The sequence below is a fragment of the Nocardia spumae genome (genome assembly GCF_020733635.1).
GTDB lineage: Bacteria > Actinomycetota > Actinomycetes > Mycobacteriales > Mycobacteriaceae > Nocardia > Nocardia spumae.
Genome location: NZ_JAJFZL010000001.1, coordinates 6,302,662 through 6,320,420 on the forward strand (window position 1 = coordinate 6,302,662; position 17,759 = coordinate 6,320,420).

Annotated in this window: 15 protein-coding genes and 1 tRNA gene; 7 read left to right on the forward strand and 9 right to left on the reverse strand. The window is 68.3% G+C overall.

The features are described from left to right. Positions 1 to 123 precede the first annotated feature (123 nt). Both LKD76_RS27980 and LKD76_RS27985 read right to left on the reverse strand, forming a co-directional pair. The gene (locus LKD76_RS27980; protein WP_227984383.1) at positions 124 to 1,101 is read right to left on the reverse strand and encodes a helix-turn-helix transcriptional regulator; all 978 of its coding nucleotides are present in this window, start codon (positions 1,099 to 1,101) and stop codon (positions 124 to 126) included. Positions 1,102 to 1,154: 53 nt separating this feature from the next. Continuing rightward, positions 1,155 to 2,027: a M23 family metallopeptidase gene (locus LKD76_RS27985; RefSeq protein ID WP_227984384.1), complete on the reverse strand. Its 873-nt coding sequence runs from the start codon at positions 2,025 to 2,027 to the stop codon at positions 1,155 to 1,157. Between the two features lie 231 nt (positions 2,028 to 2,258). On the opposite strand from LKD76_RS27985, the gene LKD76_RS27990 reads away from it, so the two are divergent. Continuing rightward, the gene (locus LKD76_RS27990) at positions 2,259 to 3,302 is read left to right on the forward strand and encodes a nitronate monooxygenase (RefSeq protein WP_227984385.1); all 1,044 of its coding nucleotides are present in this window, start codon (positions 2,259 to 2,261) and stop codon (positions 3,300 to 3,302) included. Between the two features lie 70 nt (positions 3,303 to 3,372). Further along, on the forward strand, positions 3,373 to 3,765 hold the full coding sequence (locus tag LKD76_RS27995) for an SCO5389 family protein (protein WP_227984386.1): 393 nt from the start codon (positions 3,373 to 3,375) through the stop codon (positions 3,763 to 3,765). Positions 3,766 to 3,813: 48 nt separating this feature from the next. Here LKD76_RS27995 and LKD76_RS28000 read toward each other — a convergent pair whose 3' ends face one another. The 3 genes from LKD76_RS28000 to LKD76_RS28010 all read right to left on the reverse strand — a co-directional run bounded on the left by LKD76_RS28000 (position 3,814) and on the right by LKD76_RS28010 (position 7,856). Beyond that, positions 3,814 to 5,469 (reverse strand): AMP-binding protein, encoded by a 1,656-nt coding sequence (locus LKD76_RS28000; protein WP_227984387.1) that lies wholly within the window; start codon positions 5,467 to 5,469, stop codon positions 3,814 to 3,816. Positions 5,470 to 5,535: 66 nt separating this feature from the next. Next, positions 5,536 to 6,021, reverse strand: a complete 486-nt coding sequence (locus LKD76_RS28005) for a YiiD C-terminal domain-containing protein (protein ID WP_227984388.1) — start codon at positions 6,019 to 6,021, stop codon at positions 5,536 to 5,538. 200 nt (positions 6,022 to 6,221) lie between these two features. Further along, the gene (locus LKD76_RS28010) at positions 6,222 to 7,856 is read right to left on the reverse strand and encodes a long-chain fatty acid--CoA ligase (RefSeq protein ID WP_227984389.1); all 1,635 of its coding nucleotides are present in this window, start codon (positions 7,854 to 7,856) and stop codon (positions 6,222 to 6,224) included. Between the two features lie 169 nt (positions 7,857 to 8,025). On the opposite strand from LKD76_RS28010, the gene LKD76_RS28015 reads away from it, so the two are divergent. Next, positions 8,026 to 9,495, forward strand: a complete 1,470-nt coding sequence (locus LKD76_RS28015; RefSeq protein WP_227984390.1) for a flavin-containing monooxygenase — start codon at positions 8,026 to 8,028, stop codon at positions 9,493 to 9,495. Between the two features lie 9 nt (positions 9,496 to 9,504). Here the strand turns inward: LKD76_RS28015 and LKD76_RS28020 are convergent, their stop codons facing one another. After that, the gene (locus LKD76_RS28020; protein WP_227984391.1) at positions 9,505 to 11,742 is read right to left on the reverse strand and encodes a M20/M25/M40 family metallo-hydrolase; all 2,238 of its coding nucleotides are present in this window, start codon (positions 11,740 to 11,742) and stop codon (positions 9,505 to 9,507) included. Positions 11,743 to 11,882: 140 nt separating this feature from the next. On the opposite strand from LKD76_RS28020, the gene LKD76_RS28025 reads away from it, so the two are divergent. Then, positions 11,883 to 12,818 carry a TIGR03564 family F420-dependent LLM class oxidoreductase gene (locus LKD76_RS28025; protein WP_227984392.1) on the forward strand — a complete coding sequence of 312 codons (936 nt, stop codon included), beginning with the start codon at positions 11,883 to 11,885 and terminating at the stop codon, positions 12,816 to 12,818. Here the strand turns inward: LKD76_RS28025 and LKD76_RS28030 are convergent, their stop codons facing one another. Beyond that, positions 12,819 to 13,670, reverse strand: a complete 852-nt coding sequence (locus LKD76_RS28030) for a universal stress protein (RefSeq protein ID WP_227984393.1) — start codon at positions 13,668 to 13,670, stop codon at positions 12,819 to 12,821. Between the two features lie 213 nt (positions 13,671 to 13,883). Here LKD76_RS28030 and LKD76_RS28035 point away from each other — a divergent pair, with 213 nt between their 5' ends. Then, positions 13,884 to 14,864, forward strand: a complete 981-nt coding sequence (locus LKD76_RS28035; RefSeq protein WP_227984394.1) for an Acg family FMN-binding oxidoreductase — start codon at positions 13,884 to 13,886, stop codon at positions 14,862 to 14,864. A gap of 15 nt (positions 14,865 to 14,879) precedes the next feature. Here LKD76_RS28035 and LKD76_RS28040 read toward each other — a convergent pair whose 3' ends face one another. Beyond that, on the reverse strand, positions 14,880 to 15,953 hold the full coding sequence (locus LKD76_RS28040) for an alpha/beta fold hydrolase (RefSeq protein ID WP_227984395.1): 1,074 nt from the start codon (positions 15,951 to 15,953) through the stop codon (positions 14,880 to 14,882). 252 nt (positions 15,954 to 16,205) lie between these two features. Here LKD76_RS28040 and LKD76_RS28045 point away from each other — a divergent pair. Further along, positions 16,206 to 16,281 (forward strand) — tRNA-Arg (locus tag LKD76_RS28045). Between the two features lie 636 nt (positions 16,282 to 16,917). Here the strand turns inward: LKD76_RS28045 and LKD76_RS28050 are convergent. After that, positions 16,918 to 17,100: a hypothetical protein gene (locus tag LKD76_RS28050; protein ID WP_227985513.1), complete on the reverse strand. Its 183-nt coding sequence runs from the start codon at positions 17,098 to 17,100 to the stop codon at positions 16,918 to 16,920. Here LKD76_RS28050 and LKD76_RS28055 point away from each other — a divergent pair. Beyond that, complete coding sequence (locus LKD76_RS28055) at positions 17,015 to 17,635, forward strand: fasciclin domain-containing protein (RefSeq protein WP_227985433.1); 621 nt, start codon at positions 17,015 to 17,017, stop codon at positions 17,633 to 17,635. The two genes, LKD76_RS28050 and LKD76_RS28055, sit on opposite strands and share 86 nt — an antisense overlap. Positions 17,636 to 17,759 lie beyond the last annotated feature (124 nt).

Consider the following 17,759-nt stretch of genomic DNA (forward strand, 5'->3'; position numbering starts at 1 on the left):
GCAAGTACGGCGGGGTGCGCCGGATCGAACTGGCCGATCCGCCGGTACTCCTAGTGCTCATCGCTGCCAGGGGGCCTCGGTGTTGCGGGTTCGGCCGCCTTCAGTGGCCCTCGTCACAGCATGTCACAGCCAGCCCCGGCGAATAGCCTGCACGCCAGCTTGGAAGCGGGTGCTCGCCCCGAGGCGTTCCAGCAGGCTCGCGGTCCGGCGCACCACCGTGCGGCGCGACATGCCCAGCCGGCGGGCGATGGTGTCGTCGGTGGCGCCCAGCCCCATCAGGGTCAGGATCGCGCGGTCGCGTTCGTCGAGCGGCTGGCCCGGATTCACCGAGATCGGCGCCGCCAGCGACCACAGCACCTCGAAGGTGTGGACGATCACGTCCAGAGTCGGGCAGGCCGCGATCCGCAGGCCCATCGGATCACCGCGGCGTTCGTCGTGATGCAGCATCAGCGCCGCGCGATCGTCGTCGGCGATGATCACCTTCAGCGGCGGATCGGGCAGCGTGCGCGCCTGCGCCCCCGAACTGTTGGCCGCCAGCGCGTACCGCAGCCGATCCGGATCCTGGTAGATGGTGTCGTGATACAGCGTCTGGTACCGCACACCCGACGACATCCGGCTCGACCGTAGTTCGAACATGCGCTCGGCGCGCTCGCCGTCGCACAGGTAGGGCCCGCGATCGATCATGCGGATCCGGGAGCGCGCGGCGCGTTGCAGATCCTCGAATTCGGCGAGAACCTCGCGGGCCTCGTACATCGGCACCACGGTGCCGTCCCCGCGCTCGGTGCGCCGCACCGAGCGGAAGGTCTCCCCCAGCTGGGCCGCCGCGGCGTGCATGCGCGCGGTCTCGACCTGCCGCCGCCGGGATTCGGCCTCCGACAATGCCTCCGGCGCGTGCGCGTCCCAGCGAACCGCCCCGTCGGCGTCGATGCGGACGACGGCCTGCATATCGCTGAGCTCGTCGAGTGCGGCCGCGACATCCTCGCGGGAACACTCCAGATACTGCGCCAGTTCGAGCACGCTGGATCGGGGATGCTGCACCAGCGCGGTATAGGTGCGACCGTGCAGGGATTCGGCGTCGAACAACTCGTATAAACCAGTCAATGTGTCAGCCCCCCACGGCCGGTCGAGCCGAGCCGCCGGTGACAGCGCGGGCGCTATTCGCCTGCCCCCCACGACTGCTGGGACAAAACGACGCCCTTACTGGCGAGATACGGCGTCGGATCGATCTTGATGTCGTTGGGATCCCAGATCTCCAGATGCAGGTGCGGACCGGTGGAGTTACCGCGATTGCCGACGGTGGCGATCACATCGCCGGCGTTCACGCGCTGACCGACGTGGGTCAGAATGTCGTTGACGTGGCCGTAGACGGCGGTGGTGCCGTCGTCCTGTTTGACCCGCACCCACAGTCCGAAGCCCGAGGCGGGTCCGGCGTCGATGACCGTGCCGTTCTCCACCGAATGAATGGGCGTGCCGATCGAGTCGGCGAAGTCCACGCCGTAATGCATGGCACCCCAACGGGACCCGAATCCGGAACTGACCACTCCGGCCACCGGGCGTACGGCCTGGCCGGGAGCCAGCTGCTGCTGAATACCCTTGAGCACTTCCTCCGCCTGGGACAGCGGGCCGGCGACCTCGGGCGGCAGATTCTGCAGGCCGAACGGTGCGGGCGCGGGCGCGGCGATCGGCTGGGCCTGCGGCGCCGGCGCCGGGGCCTCGGCCCGGGCGGGCGCGGCCGCGGTCTGCTGTTCGGCCTCGTGCGCCGGCTCGGCGGCCGACTTCAGTGCGACCGGGTCGGGAGTGTCGTTGTGGCCACCGGGCAGCAGGGGCGCGGCGTGCGCGAGCTGGGTGGCGGTGCCGATCAGCGCGCCGGTGGCGACGGCGGCGCTGGCCGCCAGCTTCATCCGGTCCGCGGTGCGGGGGTGGGCACGATGGCTGGCCGGACGCGCGGCGGTGCCGTCACCGGTGGAGAAATCACCGAGCAGGTCCTGAACGGATACGGAACTGGATGTCTCACGGTGCTGCGGCAAGGGTCGTCCTAGCGTCGATCAACTCGGCGGCGACGCCTGGTCGAGACCCCTGTCCGGTCGCGAGATTCCGCGAAACCCGTCTTTCGGTAACGATTCGGCATCTGTTGTGACGGAAACTGTACTCCGTCGTGACCTTTTCGCAACCTGCTCGACAGAATTCGCAGGTGAGGGCCGAATCCCGTTGCGGGCGGCGCCGTTACCCCCGGAGCGGCCGCGGTCCAGACTGAGGAGGTGATCCTCGACAACCTGCGCACCCCGATCGTGCTGGCGCCGATGGCCGGCGGTCCGTCCACTCCGGAACTGGCCGCGGCCGTCGGCAACGCGGGCGGGCTGGGATTCCTGGCCGCCGGATATCTGAGCGCCGCCGACACCGCGACCCGGATCACCGCACTCCGCGAGCTGAGCGAGGCGCCGTTCGGGGTGAACCTCTTCGTCCCGGGCGCACCCACCCCGCCGGAGCACTTCGCGCCCTATCTCGATCGACTGGGCCGCAACTTCCCGCTCGGCGCCGCGCGCTTCGACACCGACGACTGGGACGCGAAGCTGGATCTGCTGACCACCGACCCGGTCGCGGTGATCAGCTGCACCTTCGGCTGCCCGTCGGATACCGATATCGAGCGCCTGCACGCGGCCGGCTCCGAGGTGTGGGTCACGGTGACCTCGGAGGCCGAGGCCCGGCTCGCGGTGGAGACCGGAGCCGATGCGCTCATCGCCCAGGGCGCCGAGGCCGGCGGCCATCGCGGCGGTTTCGCCGATCACCCCGACGACGACGCCACCGATCCGCTCACCACCCTCGCCCTGTTGCAACTGCTGCGCTCCGCTGTCGACGCGCCGATCGTCGCGGCCGGCGGGATCGCCACCGGCGCCGGGATCGCCGGGGTCCTGGCCGCCGGTGCCGCGGCCGCGCAACTCGGCACCGCCTTCCTGCGCTGCGCGGAGGCCGGCACCTCCGCACTGCACCGGGACGCGCTCGAGATCGATGCGCCGACGATGCTGACCCGCGCGTTCAGCGGCCGCCGGGCCCGCGGCCTGCGCAACCGGTTCATCCTCGACAACCCCGACGCACCGGCGGCCTACCCCGAAATCCATTACGCCACCGGTCCGTTGCGCGCCGAGGCGCGCACGGCCGGCAACGCCGACGCGGTGAACCTCTGGGCCGGTCAGGTACACACCCTGACCGCACCGATACCGGCCGCCGACCTGGTCCGCACGCTGTCGGAAGAGACGAAAGCCGCTCTGCAATCGGCACTTTCACGGCCAATCCGGCCTTGTTGACAATGTTTTTCGTTTAGACTCGAAGGGCACCATTCGCCATCGACTCCTACCCCGTCACGAGGAGAGCGTTATGTCATTGGATGTCCCAGCCGCATTGCTCGAACGCGCCGAGAGCGGTCCGGTCAGCGACGAGGAATTCGTCGAATGCGTCCGCACCTCCCTGCCCTACGCCTACGAGGTCGTCAGCCGCGTGGCCGACGATTTGCGTTCCGGCACCGCAGAGTTCGCGGACAACCAGGTTCCCCCGCCGGATGAGACGGCCCGCGGCCAACTGCTGCGCGCCATGGCGTCGGACTCCATTCGCGGCAGTCTGGAGCGGCACTTCGGCATCAAGCTGGCGTTCCAGAACTGTCACCGGGTCGCGGCCTTCCCGCTGTCGGCCGTCGGTGGCGACACCTACTCCACCTTCATCTCCACCCGCGCACAACTGCTCAATCAGAGCCCGGAACTGCGCAACTGCTGAGGTATTCGTTTCCGGCGCCGGTCGTTTCCGGCGCCGGAAACGGCCCCGCTACAGTTCGCGCAGCCGTCGTTTGAGCACCTTCCCGGTCGGATTCCGCGGGAGTTCGTCGAGGAAGACGATGTCGCGCGGCACCTTGTAGCGCGCGAGATTCGACTTCACGTGCGCCTCGAGTTCTTCCGCGCCAACCGTTTCGGCGGCCACATCCAGGTTCCCCGCGCCACCATCGGAATCGGCCGCACGAACGACGAAGGCGACCAGGCGCGCGCCGTATTCCGCGTCGGGTACCCCGATCACCGCCGCCTCGCGGACCGCGGGATGCGCGTTCAGCAACTCCTCGACCTCCCCGGGGAAGACGTTCTCCCCGCCGGAGACGATCATGTCGTCATCGCGGCCGTCGATGAAAAGCCTTCCCGCCGAATCGAAGTGGCCGACATCGCCGGTGGACATCATCCCCCGGATCAGTTCCTTGCCGCCGCCACCGGTGTAACCGTCGAAGGGGATCGCGTTGCGGACGAAGATGCGGCCGGACGTCCCCGACGGAACTTCCGCCCCCTCCTCGTCGAGGATGCGCACCACCGCACCGGCCACCGGCGAGCCCACGCAGCCCGGTTCGGCGGCCAGATCCCGTGGTGTGGCGATGGTGGCGTAGGCGACCTCGGTGGACCCGTAGAGGTTGTAGACCACCGGACCGAAGGCCGCGGTCACCCTGCGGCACAGATCGGCGCCCAGCTGGGAGCCCGCGACGAAGATGATCCGCAGCGCCGACAGATCACGTCCGGCCAGCGCATCCGGGCCCAGTTCGACGATCCGTGCCAGCATCACCGGCACCGCGATCAGCGTGGTCGCCCCGTGCTCGGCCATGCTGTCGACGACGCGCCGCGGGTCGAAGCGCCGCCGGATCACCAGCGTGGAGCCGAATCCGATGGCCAGCAACGACATCGCGAAACCCAGCGTATGGAACAGCGGAGCCGGACATTCGGTGACCTCGCGCGTCCGGAACGGCACCTTGCTCAGCAGCGCGCCGATCGGCTCCAGCGACCGCGGTTCCGAACGCGGTGCCCCCTTGGGCGTTCCGGAGGTACCGCTGGTCAGCAGAACGATCTTGGCACCGGAACACGAGATCGGCGGCGCGGCAGGCGATCCCGCCGTAATCAGTGATTCCAGACTGCTGGTGTGCCGGGTGTGCGACCAGGCCCGGTACGCGCCGCGCCGCGGACTCATATCACCGAGGATGGCTTCGTACTCCTCGTCGTACACGAGCAGGTCGGTGCCCTCACGCGCCGCCACATCACGCAGCTGCGGTCCGGCGAAATCGGTGTTCAGCAAGATGATTCGGGCTCCGCACTTGGCGGCGGCGAAGACCGCGTCGAGCAGGCCGCGATGGTTGCGGGCCAGGATCGCCACGCCCTCGCCGGTGCGCAGACCGCGCTTGCGCCATTCGTTGGCCAGCCGATTGGACCGGTCGTCGAGGTCGCGATAGCTCAGCGGCCCGAGTTCATCGATCAGCGCCGGGCGATCGCCGTAGCGCGCGGCCGCGAGCCGCAGCAATGCCGGCAGGGCGCCGTGCCGCAGCAACGCCGCGCCCGCCGACAGTAGTGTGCACGGCGATTCGATGCCGACGAGCCCGCTGCCGACGCACAGCCGCAGATACTCCAATTCGGTCCACACCCGCGTACTCGCGGTCCGCAGCAGGTCCACCGTCATACTCGAATCCCCGTACCGTTCATCTCGTCCGGGGGCTACGGTACGTCCACCCCGGGCGTCGCGCCCCTATTTTCCGTGCGCGCGCAACTGGTAGAGGCCACGGGTCTCGGCCACCACCACTCCCTCGGCGTCGGTGACCGTCGCCGTCAGGGTGAAATCGGCCTTCCCATTGGCCTCGGCATCGGCGAGCACCCGCGCGATCTCCTCATCCGACAGCGAAGCCTGGGCGCGCACATCGGTTTTCGCCGGTTTACGGAAGAAGATCTGCAGATCCTTCACCAGCGGGTAGTACTTGGCGCTGTCGAAGGTCGCGATGGGAATGGCGCCACCCAGAATCTCCGCGACGGTGAACAGCACACCGGCGTACATGACGCCGAAGTGATTGCCGTTGCCCTCGATCGGCACGGTGGTGGCGGCGAATCCGGGACGGACCTCCAGCGCCTTCACCCCCATCTTGTGCGCGATCGGGATGGTGAACTCCAGCGCACCGTTCACCATGTCCGCGAACGCGGGGGTCTCGTTGTTCGTCTCGGCGTTGTTCGTCTCGGCCATCGCCAACCCTTTCCTGCACGTCGCAGGGCACCGATCGGGTACCCCGCCTCAGCCTACGACATGTTGTTGACGTCATGCCAACAGCCTCCGGCCGACGGTGCACGAGACCTGTCCGGGTGCGCGGCGATATCCCGCGGGATCCGCGATGCGGCACCGGAGCGGCGGCGTCCCACCGAATCCGATCGGGACGCCGCATCGCTTCACAACGTGGTGACCGTCAGCTCACCGTCGGCGTAGCGGGCCCGCAGCCGCTTCTTGTCGAATTTGCCCACACTGGTCTTGGGCACCTCGTCGATGAAGGTCCAGTGCTCGGGCAGCTGCCATTTGGCGAACTTGTCCGCGAGGAAGTCGCGCAATTCGGTCGGCTCCGCGCTGGCGCCGTCCTTGAGCACGATGGCGACCAGCGGCCGCTCGTCCCACTTCTCGTCCGGCACCCCGATGACCGAGGCCTCCGCGACCGCGGGGTGACCCATGATCGCGTTCTCCAGATCGACCGAGGAGATCCACTCGCCACCGGATTTGATGACGTCCTTGGACCGGTCGACCAGCGTCAGATAACCGTCCGGGGTGATCTTGCCGACGTCACCGGTGCGCAACCAGCCGTCGTCGAACTTGTCCGGGTCGACCGAGGCGCCCTCCGGCGAGTAGTAGGCCCCGGTGATCCAGGGCCCGCGCACCTCGAGCTCACCCACGGCCTCGCCGTCGTTCGGCAGCACGGCGCCGTCGTCGCCGACCAGCCGGGCCTGCACCAGGGCGGGGAATCGACCCTGGGTGTAGCGATACTCCCACTCCTGCTCACCCGAGACACCCCTCGGCGGATGAGCGACACTGCCCAGCGGGGACGTCTCGGTCATCCCCCAGGCGTGCAACAGTCGCACGCCGTGCTTCTCCTGGAAGGCGCGCATCATCGCGGGCGGCAGCGCGGACCCGCCGACGACCACCTCACGCAGATGGGAGATGTCCTGCGGCTGGGCGTCGAGCTGGGCCAGCACGCCACCCCAGATGGTCGGCACCGCGGCGGCGAAGGTCGGCTTCACCTCGGCCATCATCGCCAGCAGCGGAGCGGGCTGCAGGAATCGGTCCGGCATGAGCACGCTCGCACCCGACATCATGGCCGCGTACGGCAGGCCCCAGGCATTGGCATGGAACAGCGGCACGATGGCCAGCACCAGATCGTCGGAGGTGAAACCCATACTGGCGTTGGTGAGCACCTGCATGGCGTGCAGCACGTTGGAGCGGTGCGAGTAGACCACGCCCTTGGGGTCACCGGTGGTGCCCGACGTGTAGCACATCCCCGCCGCGGAACGTTCGTCGACAATCGGGAAATCGTAGGTATCGGGCTGCGCCGCAAGCAGTTCGGTGTACGAGTGCACCTGCACCCCGGCGGGCGCGGTGAGTTCGGCGGCATCACCGTTGGCGACGATGACGTGGCGCACGGTCTTCAGGGTCGGCAGATAGTTCGCGAACATCGGCAGCAGCGAGCCGTCGACGATCACCACCTGATCCTCGGCGTGATTGGCCACATAGGTGACCTGCTCGGGGAACAGCCGCAGATTCAGCGCGTGCAGTACCGCGCCCATCGCGGGTATGGCGGCGTAGGCCACCATATGTTCGTTGTTGTTCCACATGAAGGTGGCGACCCGGTCGCCGACCCCGATCCCCAGTCCGCGCAGCGCATTCGCCAGCCGCGCCGAATCCGCACCCAACTCCCGGTAGGTCATGGTGCGCACACCGTCACCCGTCCAGGTCGACACCGTCGCGTCGCCATGGAACGTCGACGCGTAGCGCAGCAGCGTCGCCAGCGACAGTTGATCGTCCTGCATCGTGCTCAACATCAGTACCCGCACTCCTTCACCGGTGAAGAACATCACACCTGCCGCGAGGATAGCCGAAACCGGACGTAGCGAATATCGGCCCGACCCGACCGATCCGATTGGCCGGAAATGTTGATCGAATGGCCGATGATCTCTCGGCGCGGATTCGCCCGCGCCTTAGGCTTCGGCTATGACAGCCACGCCATCGATCCTCATCATCGGCGCCGGATTCGCCGGCCTCGGCATGGCGCTGGAACTGCAGCGCGCCGGTATCGACAACTTCACCATCGTCGAGAAGGCCGCTGATCTCGGTGGCGTCTGGCGGGAGAACACCTACCCCGGCGCGGCCTGCGATGTCCCGTCACCGCTGTACTCGTGGTCGTTCGAGCCGAAATCCGATTGGCCACGCCGTTTTTCGCAGCAGCGCGATATCCACGCCTATATGCGCTCGGTGGCGGAGAAATACGATCTCCCACGCAAGATCCGGTTCGGCATCGAGGTCACCGACGCGGAATTCGATACCGCCCAGGGCACATGGCAGGTACGCGCCGCGGACGGGCAGACCCTCACCGCAGATGTACTGATTCCGGCCGTGGGCCAGCTCTCCCGGCCCGCGATGCCCACCATTCCGGGTATCGACAGCTTCGCCGGACCCGCCTTCCACTCGGCCGAATGGGATCACGCCGTCGATCTCACCGGTAAGCGGGTGGCGTGCATCGGCACGGGAGCCAGTGCGATCCAATATATTCCGGCGATTCAGCCCACGGTCTCCCATCTCACACTGTTTCAACGCTCGGCGGCCTGGGTGCTGCCGAAGTTCGATACCGAATACACCGGGCTGCACCACTCGTTGTTCAAGTACCTCCCGCCGAGCCGCTGGGCCGAGCGCTTCGCCATCTGGACCTTCTTCGAGGTGATGGCACTGGCGCTGACCGATATGCCGTGGATCAAGGGGCCGGTGATCGCGATCGCCGACCGGCATCGCGCCGAGGCCGTCGCCGATCCGGAACTGCGGGCCAAGCTGACTCCCGACTACGCCGCCGGCTGCAAGCGCGGCCTGTTCTCCAACGAGTACTTCCCCGCCCTCGCCCAGCCGAACGTGAGTGTGGAGACCACGGCGATCGAGGCGATCACCGAGACCGGAATCCGCACCACCGACGGCGTCGAGCACGAGGTCGACGTGATCGTCTACGGCACCGGATTCAAGGGCACCGAATTCCTCGCGCCGATGAACATCTACGGACTCGGCGGCCGCAAACTGTCCGACGAGTGGGCGGCCGAGGGCGCTCGTGCCTACCTCGGCATGTCGGTACCGGATTTCCCGAATCTGTTCATGATGTACGGACCCAACACCAATGTCGGCTCGGGATCGATCATCTACATGCTCGAAAGCCAGGCCCGCTACATCCGGCAGGTGGTGCAGTACCTGTCCACCAGGTCCGGGCACTTCGTCTCGGCCCGGCCCGCCGTCGAGCAGTCCTGGGACGACTGGTTGCAGAAGCGTCTGGCCGACACCCCGTGGAACTTCTGCTCCAGCTGGTACCGCAACGCCTCCGGCCGCATCACCAACAACTGGCCGGGTGCGACACTGCTGTTCCGGTGGAAGACGAAGCGTTTCGATCCCGCCGACTACACCGAGCGGATCGCCGGCGACGCCTGATTCCCGTACTCACAACCGCACGGTGGTGAAGACCGCCGCCACACTGTCCTGACGGTAGAAGATATCCGCGGGAGCCGCGGCGATACCCGCATCCGGCAGCCAGTCGTAGTCGAGGACCCGCACGGCCAGCGGGCCGGGTGGGGCGGTCAGCTCCACCTCGATCCCGTCGGGCCCGGGTGCGTAGAAGCGGAATCCCTGTGCCGGCACCGGGGTGATGTCGCGACCTGCCACCCGCAGCGTCCGGACCGCGCCGGGGTAGCGCAGACCGAGCGAGGTGGCGCCGCGGGTCGAGCGCAGTCGCAGGCGCACGGTGCGCCGGCCGGCCTCGGTGCGATCGGACAGCACCTCGGCCGTGGGAGCCGACAACTGCCGCACCGGCGCGGGACCGCTGGACTCGGCGCGCGGCCACAGCTCCCCGAAGACCCCGGCCGGTGGTGTGGCCCGGACGAAACCGTCGGTCCACCGCCCCGGCGCCGATGCGGAAATCCACAGCGCCTCCTGACGATCGGCGTCGAGTGCGTAGGACAGCTGCGTGGTCAGCGGATGCCGGTCGTCGAAACGGTCGACCGCCAGGCCGACCGCGGCGAGCGCCACTGTCAGCACCACCGCCGTCGCCGGAACCACCGCCGCGCGACTGCTCGGCCAGGCGTGGGCGAGGGTGAGCGTGAACAGCAGGCCCGGCACCGTCACCACCGGCACGGTGAGCAGCGCGGCCGTCGAGAGTCCGGTCTGCACCGCCGTGAACGCGGTGCCGCCGAGCAGTACCGCCGCGGGAACGAGGAACAGGGTCAGCAGCGGCAGCCGCCACGGGTCCGGCACCGCGAACGTCAGCGCGGTACCGAGCGCCGCCGCGCAGGCGGGCAGCACCACCATCACCGCGCCGGCAGGCGTCAGCACGGTGACGACCGCACCGATCAGAGCCACCGCCACCAGCACTCCGGCCGCGGTCGCCGGCTGCCCGAACCATCGCCGGGACAACGCATACCACGCAGCCAGTACCGCGACGCACAACAGCAGGATCGCGGCCTGGTACCACCCGGGCCGATACGGGTCGGCCAGCAGACTCCGATACTCCGGGCGGATCAGTTCGATCATCCGCCACAGCCCGGAGACCACGCCCATCGCGACCGGAATCGAGACCAGCGCGAACACCGCCGCACCGGCCCCGCGCCAGATCGTCACCTCGCCGCCGCGGCGCATCCGCCGGACCACCCAGGCCACCAACGCCACGGTCGCGACCGCGAGTACGACCACCACCCACAGCGGCAACACCAGCAGCATCCCGAACGGCAGGCCGGAATAGGCGCGGTTGCGCGCACCCGCCTCGGCACGCAGATCGCCGGCGCCGAAGTCCCGCGCCGAGGCCAGCGTATTGTCCCCGAACTGCTGCACCGTCGCCGGATCGACCTGATCCGGATCGTCGAAAGGGTTGTGGTAGTACGCGTTACGTCCGGCGAATGCCCAGTCCAGCACCCGCATACCCGCGCCGTCCAGGACGACGAAATCGGTGGTGCTGGTGGTCTGCTCCCCGGCCAGTGTGGTCGACAGGGAATCGGTGTTCGGATGCGGATTCGTGGCCACCGTGCGGATCAGCGCGCCGTCGGGATGGCTGATCCGCCACAGCAGCGGCGGGCCGCCGGCACCGCGGGCCTCGTGATTGATCACCACCCCGCCCCGCGGATCGGCCGCTCCCGACGCCGCGAACGCCTCGGCTCCGAGCAGGCCGACCTCTTCACCGTCGGTGAACAGCACCACCAGATCGTTACGCGGCGCGACCCCGCCCGCCCGCAGCGCCCGGACCGTCTCGAGGACCGTCGCGACACCGACGCCATCGTCATTGGCGCCGGGCCCGGTCGGGACCGAATCATAGTGTGCGACAAGGTAGACGGTTCCGGTGGCAGCGGTTCCGGGCCAGCGCGCGACGATATTTCCGACAGTGCCGAGCGGCGGCACCTCCCCGTGCAGATCCACCGGGTACCTGCCCACGCCGGATCGAATTTCGGTGTCCAGGCCCAGATCTCGCAATCGCGTGACGAGCCGGTCACGGACCCGGTCGTGTTCGGCACTGCCCACCGGATGTGGCCGCGCCGCGATCTCCCGGACCGTGTCCAGCGCTCGTTCCGCGCTGAACTCCCCCGCGGGCGCCGAGGCATCGCGATAGTCGTGCGGTTGTTGTTCCCAGGCGGTGGCGACGGCCACCACGACCAGGAAGACGAAAGCCAGCACACCGGACAGTCGACGCCCCATTCCCGCGATGGTACCGGCCGGAAGGATCCCCGGAATCGGACAACGCGCCGAAGTTCGCGAGACCCGCGTCACGGCAACGGTTTCGATCGAACCGAGTACAACCCTGGCCCACCCGCCCCGGCCGATTAGTGTCGGAGGCGATGACTATCTCGGTTCCGATCGGAGTATCCGTCTGGCCGCGCCCCGACGTCGCCAACGACGTCGGCGAGGTGATCGGCCTCGCCACGGCGGCGGCGCGGGCAGGGGTGCGGTCGGTGTGGTTCGGGCAGAAGTTCGATCTCGACGCCTTGACCCTCGCGGCGGTCGTCGGACACGCGGTGCCCGATATCGAGGTCGGCACCTCGGTGGTTCCGATCAACCCACGCCATCCGCTGGTGGTCGCCTCACAGGCACAGACCGCACAGGCCGCCACCGGTGGCCGCTTCCGCCTCGGACTCGGATTGGGCGCTCCCGCACTGGAATCGACGGCCTTCGGAATATACGAGGACAAACCGGTCCGGCGGCTGCGCGAATATCTGGTCGCGCTGCGCCGGGCCATCGAGGACGGCGCCGTCGACGTGGCCGGTGAACGGGTCCACGCTCGGCCGCCGCTACCGACGAGAGTGCGCGGTGGCGGCGATATCCCGCTCCTGGTGGCCGCGATGGGACCGCAAGCCCTGCGTGCGAGCGGGGAACTGGCCGACGGTGTGCTGCCGTTCCTGGCCGGCCCGCGCACGGTGGAATCACATATCGTGCCCGCCCTCGAACGCGCCCGCCCGGCACATCCGGTGCGACCCGCCCAGGTGATCGCGGGTGTGGTCGCGGTGGTCACCGATCGCGCCGAGCAGGTGCGCGCGACCGCGGCCCGGGCGTTGTCGTTCTACGAGCAATTCGATTCCTACCGCGCGATCCTCGATCGCGAAGGGGTGCCGCACGCGATCGACGTGGCGTTGATCGGCGACGAGGACCACGTCGCCCGTGGCCTGCGCGCCTATGTCGAAGCGGGAGCCACCGAGTTGCTGATCCACCAGTCCGATCTGGGCGGTCCCGACGACCAGGCGCGCACCTGGAAACTGCTGAGCGAACTCGCCGCGTGATCAGTCGCGCGGGCGGGCGATGATGATCGGGCATTCGACACTGTGCATCAGCGCCTGGCTGGTCGACCCCAGCGTCATCCCCGGAAATCCGCCCTTGCCGTGACTGCCCACCACGACCAGCTGGGCATTCGCCGATTCGGCGAGGATGCGCCGCACCGGCCGGTCCTCGACCACGACGCGCCGCACCGACACCGGTTCGTCGGGGTCCTCGTGCACGGTGAGCGCCGCGTCGACCAGCCGATTGCCCTCTTCCTGCAGCGCCGCCGGTGACGGATAGCCGCCGAAGCGCTGCCAGGTGTGCACGATGGTCAGATCGGCGCGGCGCCGGCGCGCCTCGGTCATCGCGATCGCGAGAGCGTCCGCGCTGCACGGGGAATCGTCGTATCCCACGAGCACCGAGCGCTCCGAGCCGATCAGCGCATCCGACGGCACCACCGCCACCGGGCCCCGGGCGTGGCGGACGAGTGCGGTACTCACCGAGCCGAGCAGGCTGCGCTGATATGCCCCGAGCCCGCGCGCGCCGACCACCACCAGCCGGGCATGCTCCGCGCGGCCGAGCAGGGCGGGAATGATCGGCGCGTCGACGACCGCCGTGCTGATCTCGATCGTGGGCGCGGTGGCGGCGGCGACCCGCGCGGCCGACGCGACCGCGTGCCGCGCCTGGTCGGCCATGCGGGCGTGATAGTCCTGAATGCCGTCCTCACCGCTGTGCTCGTCCGGGATCGGCGGCACCGCGGAGATGACCTCGAGTGGAACCTTGTGCAGCGCCGCGTCATCGGCGGCCCAGCGCGCGGCCTGTACCGAATCGTCGGAACTGTCGACCCCCACCACCACCGGCGCCTTGGTAACCATCGAACGTCCCACCTTCTTCAGCTGCGGTTCACGAGCGGTACTTCGGCGAAGACGCCCCCACCCTACCGGCCGGGGCCGGGTGTCCGGACCGGGCGCGGGATACGGGCCCGCCGGTAGCCGGGAATCCGGACTGCGCGGTCATGCTGGTCGATAGCTGCGATACTGGGGGCGTGTGACCCGTGCAGCCGACGAATCATCGCTCTGGGAGGCATCATGCGAAACCTTCCCGACCGCTCGACCATCATCGCGGCACTGCAGCTGGCCGCCCGCGCCCCTTCCGTGCACAACACCCAACCGTGGCGCTGGGATTTCGACGGCCTTCGCCTGCATCTGTCCAGCGATTCCGAGCGGCAGCTGACGATGGCCGACCCGAGCGGGCGGCAGGAGGTCATCAGTTGCGGAGCCATGCTGGCGCACGCCCGCGTGGCGTTCGCCGCACAAGGATATCCGCTCACCGTGCGGTACGAACCGGAGGAGAGCCGCCACGAACTGCTCGCCGTCGCCGAATTCGACACGCCCCGCCCACCATCCGATCGCGAGCGCGCTCTGGCCGCCGCCATCCGCGAGCGGCGCAGCGACCGATTGCCGATGGCGCCGACGGATCGCCCGGAGCTGATCGACCAGGTGTGCGAGGTGTCCGGTGATACCCGCGTCCGAGCGGACGCGATCACCGACGACGTGCGTCCGCGACTCGCCGCCGCATCCCGCCGGACCGCCGCCCTGCATCAGTTCGATACGCCGTATCAGAACGAACTACGCTGGTGGACGGGTCAATTCGACCTGGCCGAGGGAATACCGCCGGCCGCCCTCGCCACCGCGGGCGAGGCCGCTCTGGTCGACGTGGGCCGCGACTTCCCCATCCCGCCCGGGCCGGCACATCGCGACGAGGCCCCCGACCGCGCCGCCCTCGTCGCTCTCAGTACCGCCGGCAACACCACGAACGAATGGCTGGCCACCGGCGAGGCCCTGTCCACGGCCCTGCTGTCGGCCACCGCCGCCGGCCTGGCCACCTGCCCGCTCACCCACATCACCGAGATCCCCGCCGCCATCCGCGCGATCAGCGCCCTGCTCCCCGACCCCACTCGCATTCCTCAGGTCCTGATCCGCCTCGGCACGGCACCCCACGACTACGTGGCGCCGCCCACGCCGCGCCGCCCACCCGCCGATTTCCTGACCTTCATCGGCGCCAACTGACACCCGCTCGCGGCCTCAGCCGCCTACGGTGCCGGTGTCGATCCAGTGGTCGATCCTCCGGAACGTGTCTGCCGCGTTGCGATGCAGCGGCAGATTGTGAGCAGCGTCCGGCACCACCAGGACATCGAGGGCGGCTGCTCCGGTGTAGTACGGGGCCTCGTTCGCGCGAATCGTTTCGGCGCTGTGGCAACTGACGAAGAGATTGCAGAAGATATCGTCTTCGGCGCCCATGGCGACCAGAACGGGGGCGGTGATCGCCCGGCTCGGATTGGCGGCCGCGGGAGTCAGCAACAACTGTGACGACTCCGCCACCTCCCCTACCGTCGCCAGATCCTTGGTGCGTTCGTCGTTGGCGACTATCGCCGAATCGGTGGCCGCGAGATCGTAGAACGCGCTGCCGCGCTGCCCCGGCCGGGTGGTGAGAAAACCGGGGTCGTTCAGAATGCCTTGCCATTTCGGGTCGTACATCGCCGGATACAACGCGGCATAGAAACCGGTGGAGTTCAATCCGACCCCGGGCAGATGAATCACTCCGGTGAGAACCACCCGTTCGAGATCGTGCCAGCGCGACGCCTCGTCGATCAAGGTCACCGAGCCGAGCGAATGACCGACGGCGTTGACCGTGCGGTACCCGTTGCCGTGCAGCCAGCCGATCAGCTGGTGCAGTACGAAGGCGTCGGTCGACACATTCTGCCGGTCACTACCGGTGCGGGTGCTGGCGCCGGTGCCCAGCCGGTCGAAATTCAATGTCGCCCGTCCGGCCGCCACCGTATTCGCCACGTAGGAGTACTCGGCCGGCATGGCGGTGGGATCCCAGTACTCCCGGTTGTACGTCGCACCGGCCACCAGAATGTCCACCTCCGGCGCCGCGGACCGGTTCGGAGGCGTGCACAGGGTCGCGGCGACAGTATTGTCGGGCGGCGAATCCGGGACGATCGCCACCGGTATCGATATTTCCTGACATCCGCCCGATCCCGGCGCGGCGACAGCGACGGGCGCGAACCCCAGCGCGACCACTCCGCAGACAGCGGCCGCGGTTACCCACACCCGCCCGGCAATTACCGAACTCCCCCGAAATATTTCACGCATTCTTCACCTTTATCCAGCAATAACGCTGCCGGTACATCCGGTTCGCACTGGATTTCGCCGATCGTATGCCGCCGGTGAATTCGGGCATTCCCAGCGAATGGAAATCGCGGTGAATCCGCGGCCGCGGCGCCGCACCGGCGGCGCCGGCACCCCCTGCCAACGGTGGCCCCCGGGGCGTATCCGTCCCACGATGCGGCCCGCCGCGCCGGGGCACGCTAAACTGGCCCCGCCGATCGCCGCGAAGGCGAGACCGCCCTCGTAGCTCAGGGGATAGAGCACCGCTCTCCTAAAGCGGGTGTCGCAGGTTCGAATCCTGCCGAGGGCACCAACCTGCGACGATATTTCCGCAGGTCAAACGAATACATTGCAGATCCAGGATCATCGCGACCAAGGAACTCCCTGGTCGAACACGGTCCCTTCCAGTGCCCGTAGGGCACATGGAACAAGGGAACGCAGAGGCCTGCACCTTCGGTTTCGGTGACCACCCGACCACCGAGACCGAAGCCATCCGCCGATCAACCTGGGCACAGCGGATCTCGCCCGTATCCACCGCAGACAGCGCGAGAACACGCCCCAGCTCCCTGCGATCGAACGAGTCGGGTTGGCCAACACCATCTTCCGCGGCCACCTTCGCGACATCACCGCTGAAATCGGTCGGCGGTCGCAACACACACCATCCTCCCTCAGGAAGGACCAGCTACCAGACGATTTCCGGCTGTAGTGGCGCATTTCGAGGACAGATTCGGGCGAACCTCACGGAACTTTTCTGGTGAGACCAAACCGCGGCCGAACGCCTCGCGAAGTCCTGGTGGCGCCCATCGGATGCGTGCCCGGGGCGACTTCGGCCGCCCGCAGTTCGGACACCGTCGGCCGAGATCCACATCTGTACAACTCCTCGGCCGACGGTGAACGCTGCCCGCTTCGATTCATCCGCGAAATCCCTTGCGGCGCAGGACCAAACCGCTCATCCGGGCGGATCGAACTCGGAGTTGTCCTCTCTTCTCGCGGCCGTCGGGCCACCTCTCACGAAGGAACGAATGATGAATCTGGTGCAGCGTTCGATGGCGTCGGTAATCGCGCTGGCAGCGGTGACCGCGGGTCTGACGGCGTGTTCGAATGACGATTCCAGCGGTTCGAGCACGTCCATGCCTGCCACATCGATGTCGAGTACCCCGAACGCCTCCGCCACCGCGGATCTCGTCGGCCCCGGCTGCAAGCAGTACGCGCAACAGGTGCCCAGCGGCGCCGGGTCGGTCGAGGGAATGGCACAGGATCCCGTCGCCGTCGCGGCCTCGCACAATCCGATGCTCACCACTCTGACCGCGGCGGTATCCGGACAGGTGAACCCCCAGGTCAACCTTGTCGATACCTTGAACGGCGGACAGTTCACGGTATTCGCGCCTGTGGACTCGGCGTTCGCGAAGATCCCCGCGGCCACCATGGATTCGCTGAAGACCGACTCGGCGACGCTCAACAAGATCCTCACCTATCACGTGGTGGCGGGCCGGATCTCCCCCGATCGGATCGCCGGCACACACAAGACCGTCCAGGGCGCCGAGGTAACCGTGACCCGCGACGGTGACGCCATCAAGGTCGGCGACGCCTCGGTGATCTGCGGCGGCGTGCAGACCGCCAACGCGACGGTGTACATGATCGACACCGTGCTGATGCCGCCTGCCTGATCTCCCCGCGCGTACGCGATTCACCGCCCGATCCGCGTGCGCGACGAACCGAAACCCGTCGGCGCCGAAGCCCACGACCACGAACCATCGGAGCTCACGGACCCGTTGCGTCCGAACCGGTTCC